Annotated in this window: 18 protein-coding genes; all 18 read right to left on the bottom strand. The window is 41.8% G+C overall.

Features of this window, described 5'->3' with window-relative positions; translation table 11 throughout:
• Window positions 1–5: 5 nt before the first annotated feature.
• Window positions 6–449 carry a hypothetical protein gene (locus tag MN869_RS10250; RefSeq protein WP_243307435.1) on the bottom strand — a complete coding sequence of 148 codons (444 nt, stop codon included), beginning with the start codon at window positions 447–449 and terminating at the stop codon, window positions 6–8.
• Window positions 442–924 carry a hypothetical protein gene (locus tag MN869_RS10245; protein WP_241333937.1) on the bottom strand — a complete coding sequence of 161 codons (483 nt, stop codon included), beginning with the start codon at window positions 922–924 and terminating at the stop codon, window positions 442–444. The genes MN869_RS10250 and MN869_RS10245 overlap by 8 nt, the downstream gene beginning before the upstream one ends.
• Window positions 925–930: 6 nt before the next feature.
• Window positions 931–1,122 carry a hypothetical protein gene (locus MN869_RS10240; RefSeq protein WP_005312803.1) on the bottom strand — a complete coding sequence of 64 codons (192 nt, stop codon included), beginning with the start codon at window positions 1,120–1,122 and terminating at the stop codon, window positions 931–933.
• A 10-nt stretch (window positions 1,123–1,132) separates the two neighbouring features.
• A complete protein-coding gene (locus MN869_RS10235) occupies window positions 1,133–1,516 on the bottom strand; it encodes a DUF4054 domain-containing protein (RefSeq protein ID WP_243307434.1) in 384 nt (127 codons plus the stop codon).
• A gap of 8 nt (window positions 1,517–1,524) precedes the next feature.
• Entirely contained in the window at window positions 1,525–1,923 is a 399-nt protein-coding gene (locus tag MN869_RS10230; protein ID WP_243307433.1) for a hypothetical protein, read from the bottom strand.
• 13 nt (window positions 1,924–1,936) lie between these two features.
• Window positions 1,937–2,911, bottom strand: coding sequence for a DUF2184 domain-containing protein (locus MN869_RS10225; protein WP_243307432.1), 975 nt, complete (start codon window positions 2,909–2,911; stop codon window positions 1,937–1,939).
• 5 nt (window positions 2,912–2,916) lie between these two features.
• Window positions 2,917–3,387, bottom strand: a complete 471-nt coding sequence (locus MN869_RS10220) for a hypothetical protein (protein ID WP_243307431.1) — start codon at window positions 3,385–3,387, stop codon at window positions 2,917–2,919.
• Between the two features lie 13 nt (window positions 3,388–3,400).
• Window positions 3,401–4,600, bottom strand: coding sequence for a DUF2213 domain-containing protein (locus MN869_RS10215; protein WP_243307430.1), 1,200 nt, complete (start codon window positions 4,598–4,600; stop codon window positions 3,401–3,403).
• A 45-nt stretch (window positions 4,601–4,645) separates the two neighbouring features.
• Complete coding sequence (locus MN869_RS10210) at window positions 4,646–4,969, bottom strand: hypothetical protein (RefSeq protein WP_243307429.1); 324 nt, start codon at window positions 4,967–4,969, stop codon at window positions 4,646–4,648.
• A 23-nt stretch (window positions 4,970–4,992) separates the two neighbouring features.
• A complete protein-coding gene (locus tag MN869_RS10205) occupies window positions 4,993–5,283 on the bottom strand; it encodes a hypothetical protein (RefSeq protein WP_243307428.1) in 291 nt (96 codons plus the stop codon).
• Window positions 5,276–6,088, bottom strand: coding sequence for a phage minor head protein (locus tag MN869_RS10200; protein ID WP_243307427.1), 813 nt, complete (start codon window positions 6,086–6,088; stop codon window positions 5,276–5,278). Before MN869_RS10200 ends, MN869_RS10205 begins: the two co-directional genes overlap by 8 nt.
• Window positions 6,033–7,367, bottom strand: coding sequence for a DUF1073 domain-containing protein (locus tag MN869_RS10195; protein WP_243307426.1), 1,335 nt, complete (start codon window positions 7,365–7,367; stop codon window positions 6,033–6,035). Before MN869_RS10195 ends, MN869_RS10200 begins: the two co-directional genes overlap by 56 nt.
• 8 nt (window positions 7,368–7,375) lie before the next feature.
• The gene (gene terL, locus MN869_RS10190; RefSeq protein WP_243307425.1) at window positions 7,376–8,902 is read right to left on the bottom strand and encodes a phage terminase large subunit; all 1,527 of its coding nucleotides are present in this window, start codon (window positions 8,900–8,902) and stop codon (window positions 7,376–7,378) included.
• Entirely contained in the window at window positions 8,880–9,368 is a 489-nt protein-coding gene (locus MN869_RS10185) for a DUF2280 domain-containing protein (protein ID WP_243307424.1), read from the bottom strand. Before MN869_RS10185 ends, terL begins: the two co-directional genes overlap by 23 nt.
• A gap of 46 nt (window positions 9,369–9,414) precedes the next feature.
• On the bottom strand, window positions 9,415–10,062 hold the full coding sequence (locus MN869_RS10180) for a putative metallopeptidase (protein WP_243307423.1): 648 nt from the start codon (window positions 10,060–10,062) through the stop codon (window positions 9,415–9,417).
• A 2-nt stretch (window positions 10,063–10,064) separates the two neighbouring features.
• Window positions 10,065–10,238, bottom strand: coding sequence for an ABC transporter ATP-binding protein (locus tag MN869_RS10175; RefSeq protein ID WP_243307422.1), 174 nt, complete (start codon window positions 10,236–10,238; stop codon window positions 10,065–10,067).
• A 116-nt stretch (window positions 10,239–10,354) separates the two neighbouring features.
• The gene (locus tag MN869_RS10170; protein WP_005144933.1) at window positions 10,355–10,615 is read right to left on the bottom strand and encodes a hypothetical protein; all 261 of its coding nucleotides are present in this window, start codon (window positions 10,613–10,615) and stop codon (window positions 10,355–10,357) included.
• A 391-nt stretch (window positions 10,616–11,006) separates the two neighbouring features.
• Window positions 11,007–11,771, bottom strand: a complete 765-nt coding sequence (locus MN869_RS10165; protein WP_243307421.1) for a hypothetical protein — start codon at window positions 11,769–11,771, stop codon at window positions 11,007–11,009.
• Window positions 11,772–11,779: the final 8 nt, after the last annotated feature.

Genomic DNA, 11,779 nt, shown 5'->3' with positions numbered 1-11,779 from the left:
TGTGTTTAATTGGTTGTAAGGATCCTGACAGGAATAATTGCAATTGCCTGGTCATCAAGCATATTCTCAACCGCCTCATATACTTCAATTGTTCCGTCAATCCAACAATGCTCAACCAATCCTCCTAAGGTCTGGTATTCACACATTTCAGGGAAATCTGGTTTAATTGCAGCACGCACACGATCGACAAATACATTTAATTGCGCAGATGGTGGTTTATCCTTATCTGCTTCATGAATATAGAGATATAACTCAGCAGCAAGCTCTATCTTTGCATTTAAGCCCTTTACTGGTCCCTCTTGTTGGTTGCCCTGGGTGATAAACAATGCAGGGCGTTCAATAGGCTGAACGTTATTAAAATGACGTAAACGGCGGCTGATCGTCACCACCCCATCAACATGGGTACTCAATCGATCAAACAACGCTTGATATATTGCTTCACTATCCACCTGCTAGACCCCTTTGAATTGCGGCATCAATATTACGTGGCGCAATCCGACCAATCATGTCCAGTGAATCACGCATAAAACGCAACTCCCTAAATCTGACATTCCTAGAATGCGCTCGGACGCTGATCTGCGTTGGTGATATCGGTTGACCAAAAGCTTGTTTAATCATTCTCAAGTGCGCTTTAACGCCTACGGAACCATTTAAACCAAACTCATGCACAAATGCATAAGGAACCAATGCACCTCCTGCTCCAACTGTACCCTCGATCCAGTCTTTATCCTCATCCACTTTGGATGAAACAGATCCACGCAAGCGACCAGATTGGACCTTTAGCCTCTGGCCACTCAACATATCTTCCTGAATGGTTCGCTGCAGTCTTAAAGTAAGAGCGTTAATCGTGCGTCTTATTTCAAATCTAATGCGATCATTCATATTGTCAAAATTGACATGGACATCAACACGAGTATCGCTCATAGCTTTTTACTCTTTAGCTGCAGCAGTAGTTTTTTTGGTTTCTACTGCTTCAACATAACGCTCAAAACCTAAAGGCTTAAGAAACTGGATGATGTCATCCTGTGATTCAACAACGCCGTTATTAACTTCCAGATCTTGGCCTGCAATTGCTAATGTAGTTGCTTTATATCCTGGCGGTGCTTGATATTTAAAACGCATGTATTTTCTCCTACACAACAAAGGCACCTACACCCAAACGGTTTGGATTGGTACCTTTGTCATCAATTGGAATGGAATTTTTTAAGGCAAGGTAACGCTGGCCATAAATGCTCTGATCAAAGAAGGTTTCTTTTTGCGATCGTGAATAACTCACACTCTGGCCAGCAATGGTCATGCTGGATGCATTTGAAAACGCACCACCGCCCTTACTGTTGGTTTCAACTTTAAGAATATGTGCTGCATACAGACCTACAGCACGCTCCTTTAATGCGCCAAATTCAAGCTGTGACACAACCAGCTCAGCCTCATCCAATGCATCCTGAATCACAGGATCTGATAGGTTGACTAAGGCTGTATCATTAGCAAACTTTTGGCGAAACGTTTGTACGTCCATAACACACCTTATTCCTTGGCTTGATCCAATTTAGCTTGCAGTTGTTCAAGTGATTCATCATCGCTGAACGTTACTCCAAGCGTTGCAAGCTCAGCTTTCACCGCGTCTAAGGTGGCTTTCTGTGCATCATCTGCAGCCTTAGCAGCATCTGTGGCTGCATCATTTTGCTTGCCTTTACCACCCGTACTACGCCCACCAGTGCCGCCAGTTGATTTAGACTTGCTTGGCTCATCAATTTCTTGAACATCAATTTCACCTGACTCAATCAAATGCTGTGCGAATTTGTTGTCTTGAAGTTTCTTATGGATATCAGCATCAATTGACGTGGGTACACCTGAAGGTAAAACAGCAAGGCCTGAAAAAACAAAAGCGGCCTGAGAGCCGCTATAGATATATAAATATTTCATGTTGTTTTAATCCTTATACGTGGTCCAGATAACGAAGTGAATCAACGCGCTTCAACCATACGCCCTGATATTTGTAATGACCAGGTACTTTGATATCCAGTCCTACAGGTTGGGCAGCCAAGAAAGTCACATCATTACATTTCATTTGAATGCATGATGGATCACGGCGGTAAATGATAGAACGGTCAGCACCTGCCGTACCCTTGCCATTGGAGCGACCTAAACCACGGATGGTTAATGGCTTATTTTGGGTGGCAAAAATGTTATTTTCTTCAATGAACTTTAAGAAAGTTTTACCACCAGAATCTGGAACGATTCGGGTTGAAAGGTGCTTATATTGATTTGATGCCATCAAATAAGTATCGGGTTGTACTGAGACATCCCCGTCGATCTGATCTTCAGCATCGGCCAAGCTTGAGTTAAAATCGCTCAGAACTTCTTCAATTGTTGCGGTGGCCCAATTATGTTGAGCTGTAACAACGGTTACCCCTGTTTGATTCAGAAACCCCTTTATACCCGTATTTGCATTGCCATACCAAGCAATTTGACTTAAATGTTTCTCTGCTGCCAAACGCGCTGCCTGAACCTTGTCCGCTTCAAGCGTTAAATTCATTTTTTGAGCAGTTTCCAACTCAAGTATAGAATACCAATAACTAATGGTACCGACTTTAATTGGTAATGACACGGTGTCATAGTCAACTTCAGCCACTGGAATATCATTACCAGTTCCAGAATACTCCTTACCGATACCAACGCCCTTTTTACGGGTTAAGACTTCGCCACCACCGTAAACGCCGCTTACAGCTTTAACTGGTATGTACTTTGCATAATCCATGACTTGCTGAAGCTGTGGATCCATGTCGTTAAATTCTTCCAACTTAACGAACAATTGAGCCAAAGCATCAATGTTAAAAGCATCGCCAATATTAGCCTGAACCATTTGAGCTACGGGTGTTAAACGTAGCTTCATTGCTGCCAATTTACTCATAATAATTAAGCCCCACGTAAGCGAACAGCTGCTAAGCCCTGTTCATTTGAAATTGTTTCCCAAGATGCGTTTGGTAACTCTGTACCGTCTGCTGCAGTTGGAGATAATGAACCTAAAGGCGCTGGTACTGTGCCATTGGCGGTTTTGACATATACCTTGGCGTTGATGTCTGTTACTGGCGCTATGGTTTTCACCCAAATTGAACCAATGGTCATGACAGGTGCTACATCAGTTGCCTTATAGGCTTCTTTGCCGTCGGTGGTTTTACCCGACTTGCCCACGCCGTGGCGCAAAATAATTCCAAATTTGGTATTGGTCGCGCCGGTTACAGAAGATACTGTTTTACCATCAGTACTGCGGACCACCACATCACCATCATTCAGCAAGACTGAACCTGCAACTGGTAGGGATAAAATATCCTCTGGTCCAATTAAGTGTAATTTCATGCCTGGTGCGGCATCATATTGCTTAACCATGATTTACATCCCCTTAGATTGTTTTGTATGCATCTTCTTTACTGTAGGTCTTTTCTTCCCCATCGCCTGCAGGCTTACCATCACCAACTTTTTTGTGTTGTTGATCATTTAAGGCATCACCCACGGAATTGGTTGGTACCGTACCTTTAACTGCAGACAGTGCACGGAAAGCGGTATCAATCTGCTCAGACTTGGCGTCACCTACTGAAACAGATCCCAATAATGCACCCACCAAAGCATCACCGGCTTTAGCTGCAATCACATCACGCTTGATCTGCTCACAACTGCAACCATCCGTTTTTATCGTTGGTACCAATGCTTTGGCATCGGCAACTACGGCGGCGCGTTCAGTTGCAGCCTGTTCCAACTTTTCAGGTGTAATCTGGTTTTTTTCCAAATCCCCAACTTTTTGCTCAAGCGTGGCTTTATCGGTATGGAGTTTATCTACAACCGCTTGAACGGCCGTTAATTCATCCCCAATCGAAAAATGTTGATCACCTACTTTTAATTTTGCAGCCTTAAGATTCTTCAACTGCTCTTCTTGAATCTTTAATGCATCTGCCAAGGCTTTATTATCGCCAATGTCAAAACGCATGCCGTTTACTGATACTTCCATTGTTTTATCCTCGTTTGGATGATTGTGATTTTGGTCACCGATACGACAATCACCACCGCAACGGCCGTATTTAACCAATGCCATGTGATCTCCGTAAAAATTGATAAACTTGGCTTGATAAGGCGTGCCATCTGGTGCCGTACCTTGCTCAAGAATTAAAATTGCTGCGTAACCGAGTGACATCTCGATACGCTCATTACTTTGAATAAGATCGATACTGATCTTGTCCTTGATGAGTAAATCCCCGACCAGGTAATCACCCTCTTGGCGCACGTTCTCACAGTAGCCGATGTGGTAATCCTTCCAGTTAGATGCATTAATCTCATTCTTGGGTGGGTGGTAGTCAGTAACATCTACGCCATTGAAACTTTTAATAGTCTCGGGCTTAAAGAGCTCCTCAGCTGGTGTATAGACATTAATGTTCTGATCAGGGGTAAACCCTTCCAGACTAGGAAACTCGTATGCGTAGTACTGGCGTACCTGAGGTGCTTTGGCCAAGCGAACATTGACGCATTTCAAATACCCTTCTTTGGTAAATGAACGTGAGGATTCGCTTGGCGCAAAGTCACCAACTTTGAGTTGATAAATTATTTTCATGAATTGCGCCCAATAAAAAACCACCCGAAGGTGGCTTGATTGATATTACATCCGAATCTTAATGGTTGTTTCAGAACCACATATTCCAAAATCTTCAACTCGGCCAAAATCACAGCCATCCACCAAAAGATGTGTACGTCCTGTTTGAAATTTGCTAACCATCGACGCTTCAAGTGCTTCACCTACCTTCTTCAGCCTTTCTGCTGCTTTACCTGCTGCTTTGGAAAGATCAGGAAATCCCGAATATTGCAGTTGCCAGATTGGTGGAAACCTTCCACCTCGAACATATCTACCTGCCGCATACTTAGACAATTGTTGAGCATTTAAACGGCTGTAAAATCTCACTTTTGAAAACTTTTTACGTCTCATGACTTTAAATCCTCAATTTAAAATTAGGCTTTAAAAGCCATGATGATTGAATCTAATTTCCAAATCAGAATAGGAATTGAAATTAAAAGAACTGACAAGAAAACCTTTTTCAAAGTTAGTTCTCGGATCTGGTACATTTGTTCAGGTGTCAATGTTTTAGAGCTTTCGATACCATCAACTTTAACTAATGGAGGTGTACAAACGATTGGTGGTGTCGGTTTTCTTTCCGTATTGCTACAAGGCTGGTAACCACTACCATCATTTGAGCCATGGCATTTCCCACACTTCCAGCATTTCTCATTTGAATTAGTCAATTAAAATATCCTCATAGTTAGGCAATGCAGTACAACGGCAGCGGATAGGCTCACCAGGATGGCCACCAGCTGGAGGGTCATCCCATCTAAATGTCTCACCCTGCTTATGTCGATGATCTAATCGCACTCGCTCATCTTTGGCCGTTTGCCATGTGTATGTCTCAACCCCCATGGATAACTGCCGAGCCTTGTTGATCTGGCCATTAATCTTACCCATCTGATCTGCTGCAATTAAACGCGCACGGTAATCGGTAGTTTGGCCGAGCTTTGCAATTTCCTTTGCTAACTCCTCATTTGTCTGGCCTGTCTGTAATGCATTTAATACAAGAGCCTCAACTTTGTCCGAGTATTGCTGTGGTATCGATTTGATTAAAGCGACATTGGCCTCGATATTGGTATCAACCACATCTTGAATATCTGCAGCACGATAAAACGGCGTTAGGTCCACCCCAATAATAGACTTGGTATGTTCAGCAATTTGCTTGTCCACTTCTTTGCTTGTGTCACCCACAACTTTCTGAGCAATTGGCCTAGCAATCTCGATTACATACTTAGTAAGCTTTCCTTTAAATGCCGCAATCATGTCAGAAAACCAAGCATCACCAATATTTTGACCAACTGTTGGAATTACTAATTCCTTAGTCTGATCCTGACAATATTTAGAAATGGCCAGTAATTGCCGCATATAGTAAAACTCAATACGGCGATTTACTTTTACTGACCTTGGCTTGGTTGCCTTACGCCCCTTTTTACGTTTCTTCGTTTCCTGCAGGTGGGGTTTCAGAATCTGGATTATTGTCGTCATCTGGTGTCACCATTAATTCAAGCTGTTTAATATGCTGCTCATCAATGACTGAATAAACCTCGTCAATTAAAAGCTGCCGTGCGATCTGAGGCTCTGTTATAACGCCCATTTCCAGATATTTAGCATCTCGTTCCGCATTGGCCTTTTCTACCTCAGCACGAACTTTTGCATCAAGCTGCCACAATGGATTAAACACAATGCCAAGACCAGGTATCTGGCGGCCAAATGTTGCCTGACAGATCACTGCCAATAGTTGCAACATGAAGGGTTTAAGCGTCCAAGTCTGCTTTGTGGCTATGCTGTCGTAATAGTTGCGGGTGTCGTGCTCACCTGTGGCATTCATGCCTGCAGGTGATTGACCAAATAAAATCGTGTATGGCATTTCGGCAGCACCAGACGTTTGTATTGAGAACTCACGCATCATGTCTGGCAGACCTGCAAAGTTATATGTCTTAGAGTTATATTCCTCTTCCTTATCTAAAACGATCATGCCATTCAGGCTCTTTAACAGGCCTACACTTAAGAATCGCTCGGCTACTGCCTTCATATCCTCTTTGATCTTGACCACTAATCCAGGTGTACTAATCACATCGATTTTAGATTCATGGACCAAACTTGCTGATGCCTTTTTAACTGATGCGTGGTCTAGCAGTTCCTCATACACTTCCTGTAGTACACTTTGTGGCTCTTCATTCACCACATCGGCATGGCTAAATTTAATAAGGCGAGTGTGGTGGATCCGTTGTGTCGATTGCCCATCTAGTTTGAGCTTGTAAAACTCAGGTTGCTTAATGAGCCCCCCACTTTTACTCGGGGGTAAATATTTAGTGGTGTCTGCCTCAATGTACTTTTTCTTAAGGACAGTGAAGAACTCTAAACGGCCAATGCCTAACTTATTTAAGTCAAAAGGCTGATCAAGATCACCACCATCAACTGTACCTAGCAGAATGTATGCAACGCCGTACAAGCGAGATAAAACCAAACTAGACAATAGAACATTGTCAAAATTAAACCGCTTACAGGCATCTTCTAGCTTGGTCAGGTCTTTATCCTGAATCCCTTCATAGAACCATCCTGCACGCAACATATCACTGGCAGGACGGTTTACAATTCGCTTGGCTAACCAATGTTGATAGACCGCTTCAAGTTGATCATCGAGAATAACTTTCTTAACGAAATGTCCATGTGATGCCTTGTCACGCTCAGTACCAATGTTGGAAACAAAATTTGTATAAGCCCCTGCATCGCCAATAGCATCGGGCTTTTTAGTCTCAGACATAAATTTTCCTAATCAAATACAGTTGGCTTGCTTGCTAATGAATCATTAATCGCATCAATGGTCGGGTCCCATTGGTCATCATGGTCATGTGTCCAATCAGCGGTTAACCCTTCAATCTCTTCTATGTAATTCAAAAGCCAAGATGCGTTTGCAGGCAACCAGACACGGCGATCTTCAACATAGAGAATAACGTCCATAGTCCGTGACAGCTTATCTTCATCACGCTGAATCGCTCGAATAGGCAATGTCGTCTCTTTAACAACAGTCTGAATCAATCCAGTACCACTGGCTTTATCCTCAACTGCCATATATCGAAGCTTGCCTATTTTGGTATTGCTTTCCTTGTGTTTATTAATAAAGGACTTGGCCTCTTTTAATAATTGTGGGGCTTCCCATTTGCCGCGCTTTACATCAATGATGTATAGGTTATTGTCATAACCAAGACCAGCACATAGGAACACGGAAAAGTCATTATGTTTTTTAACCTTCTGTGCCGTATCTGCCCAGATCCCACGCCATTTAAGTACTGGTAATTCCACATAACGTGGGAACCACTCAGCCTTAACAAGATCACCACCCAGCTTTTTAGGTTGCTGCATATACTGGCTAGCAAACGTATAACGGGAAACAATAGCGCCGTCTTTATCCTCACCACCCTTTTCAAGCTGCAGTAATGATTGAAGTGATTCTTTTAATGGCCAATAGCTTTGGCGACCTTGTTCATCACGTTCTACATCTCTTGGGACCTTGGCTTGTATATGCTCAGGTAATTGGCTGATGTAATCGTCATCGATCAAAGCAGGAATGCAGATCTGCTCCCAATCACCAGGCACATTACCCGTCATCACAAAATTAGTCGGATCTTCAACGTGTAATCGCTGCATGATCAAAATAATTGGTGTATCGGATTTTGCTTTACGTGAATTGACCGTGTTTAGGATCTTACGATTTGCTTTCTTACGTGCCGACTTACTAAATGCATCCTCAGGCTTTAATGGGTCATCAAGAATGATTGCACCCGTAAAGCCATCATTAGCCAATGTACCCGCACGGCGACCTGTAACCTGCCCACCCATCGAAGCAGAATAAACATGGCCTGCATCGTAACCATCTACTGTTGTTTTCCAACTCGACTTAGCATCCGTACTGGATGATATCTTAACTGGCCAAAGGCTCTGGTAATCTACCGATTTGACAATGTTTCGCGCTGTTGCTGATACATCTTCAACCAGTGACTGTGAATAAGACAAATACAGAAAGCGGGAACGTGCGTTACGAGCCAATCCACGGGCAATTAGATTTGTTAGTAGTTCTGTTTTACCCGAACCTGGTGGAACGTTAATAACAAGGTTCTTAACCTTTCCAGATATGACTTGATCAATCTTGTCAGCAATGTATTCATGATGCCAATTGACTGAAAACTTAAAGCCCATACGCGGCAAGAAAAAACGCCGTGTAAAGAATAAATGCTCTTTCTCACAGCGTTCTTTTTCTAATTGCATATCAAGAAAGCTAGTATTTACTTTCGAGTTCATCCATTGCCTGCCTTATCTGTTCAGGCGTTGCTACAACATGGGTAACATGCTCAGGGTTAAGAGGTTGACCGTCTGCGCCAGTTAATTGGGTTTTGGTTGTATTGGTATATAACCCACCTATTTCTTTCGCGGCCTGTTGCAATAAGTTCGGAATTAAAATCGGGTTTTCTTTGTACTGTGGATGATCAATTAGTTTCTGCAGTCGCTGCAATCGATAGAAAATATTCGCAATTGGTATTGAATCAAGATTTTTGTTTATTTCTTTGCGAACTCGATAAAACTCAGTTTTTAGATCTTCACTTAAATCCTGTCCAGTTTTCTTAGTTGGGTCATATGCTTCACATTGCTGTTTTGACACAGTGATCCCAAATTCTTCTTGGACGGCCTTTACTGTTTCTGTGGGTGTATCAAACATCGCAAGCGACCGTACTATATAGAGTTTCACCCTCTTATTAAGTCTTGCCATTTATCTATATCCGTCCAAGTACGTCCAAGAAGAATGGCAAAAAAATTTAAACCACTCTCAAAAAGCATGTTCCACACGCATTGTAGATATCAGCCCGAGATACCTCAGGTCGTTGCTTAGCTGCATCAATCATCTGCTGAACTTCCTTGTTTGCCCCATAACGGCGAACTACACCAGTGAACTCTTCCACATCATGGGCTTGCATTGTTAGATTAGGTTTGCCTGTCTCACGATTGTATGAAGGGATACCATATTGATCTTTTTTATGGGCAATATGATAAAGCTCATGTTCAATTAAGGCGCAGAAATCAATATCATTTGCCTGTTGAGCGTATGTAGCATCTATTGTTATTAGATAATCTGGCAGATCATTGAACCATTGATAAAACTGTTCTTCCTGGCGTTCCTTCTTCCAGCCACTTGCATTGATCATGATTTTTTCAGCCGTGCCAGCAACATTTCTACCCTGCTTTTTATATCCAGCTCTTGCCCACATAACTGCTATCTGTGGATAGCGGAATAAACCTAAATGGCTGTGATCTGGATTAAATAACTGACTTTCTGGATTTAAAAAGTTGGCTTTAATCCATCGCCAAAGTTCTGGTGCAGGCACAAAGTCTGGTGTATCCATCAAAAAAATATGTTCAGGTGGATATGGCCTTGCCTTAACCACGAAACCAATTTCATTTTTCATAGTCAAACTCTGATATCACGGCGACCTTTCAGCCAGGATAATTTTTCAACGGCTAAAAAAAATCGCTCGTCTAATTGAGCGATTTGTTCAGATGTTAAGCCTTTGGTTGTACAACTACCTACATGCTTTAATTCTTGTTCGGTTTCCCGAATCTCATTCTCAATATTTCGATTCATGGTTTCTCCAAACAGGAAAATAAAAAGCCCCGCAGTAACTAGTATGTTAGCGGGGCTTTCATGTGCCGAAATACGCTCGGCTAGTTGACTCGCATTGCGCTAATGCGAGTGAGGGTTTAGTTTAAAAACTTAGGAATATCGTCTAGGGAAAAGCTCTGATCAATATGCTTATGTACTAACTTAAGAAGTTCGTCAATAATTCGCTGATTATTTTCTAACTGAGTGTTGCTATCTTTCATTTGCTTAACAGCATCAACCGCAACAAAAGTTAATTTCTCGTTTTCTTCTTCTAGGTCTAAATAATCTATATATAGAGACTTATATAATTCCTCTAACTCTTCCCTAGAAAGATCTTTAAGACTTGGTAACTTTGCCATAATTGTTATTCCTGTGTTTTTCCACAAGATAGCATAATGATATGACAGAAATAAAAAGCCAAACATAAAACAGCCCAGCTATCCAAAATGAACAACTGGGCTGAGTGGTACCGTAGTTTAAGGCTGACTGATGTGTTAAGGGGTCGCCAATCCGCAAGTAAATACTCACCTCTTTAGGTGGTCAATCCAAGGGTAGTGTTTTATCTATCAAAACTCCGCACCCCTCTCTCACCCCATTGACCAGATAAGATGCCTATTAACTTAAAGATCCCTAATAGGTAGGACCAGAAACGTAAAAAGCCCGCATAAGCGAGCTTTGGAAACCTTAGAGGGCATCTAATTAATAAAACGCCCATTATAGAAACACTTATACTGAACCGTTCTGTTTATGTCAAGTCACTGCAATATAATTGGTTTGCTCTAAAGTAATGTCATAATCACTTTCTTCATAGTGAAATGATCGCTTTAATTGATCTCGTATTATGTGCTCCCAAATTGTGATTTGGGATTCAGCAATAAGTTCAAATCGCTCATAACGTTCCGAATATCCCGATTTAGAAACATCCAACTTAGCTATCGTTATTTTTTCAAAAAGTGTGTAAGGCCTCTTTCCTGTCGCATTACATTTATTGCATGGTTTCGCACCGCATGGATATCCTTTTGAATCGTATATTTCTAACTTACCCAGTCCTTGACACCCACCACACATACTTTTAACAAATAAATGACCACGTAAAACGACCTCTGCGATACCTTTGGCCACATTGGTTAAATCACCTTGACAATTGTTCGGTTTAAAATTCTTCTTAATCATTTCCTTGTGAATCTTACCTGCAAGTAAATTCCTAACACGGAAAAAACCTGCTGAGTTAATGTTTCCTTTCTTTATTTCTACTTTGCCTGGTATCTCATCAATACGTTTTTTTACTTCAACGCCGTTTATGATATTTGTTTCATAAATCTTTTTAGCTTCTGTAACTATTGCAATCCTCTCAAAATCAACACGTTCAATAAGTAGTTCAGCCCACAACTTTGCACCAGGTGATAATAATGCCATTTCGCCCAAAACAATACTTTTAGTGATCTTTCCCTTACCCTCACTTTGAGCAATAGCTAGTCGCAATAATTCTAAAAAATCAAACTTTTCAATCAACATACTTTGCG

Source organism: Acinetobacter sp. NIPH1876, assembly GCF_022808535.1.
Classification (GTDB): domain Bacteria; phylum Pseudomonadota; class Gammaproteobacteria; order Pseudomonadales; family Moraxellaceae; genus Acinetobacter; species Acinetobacter higginsii.
This window is presented reverse-complemented; position numbering and strand designations above follow the sequence as displayed.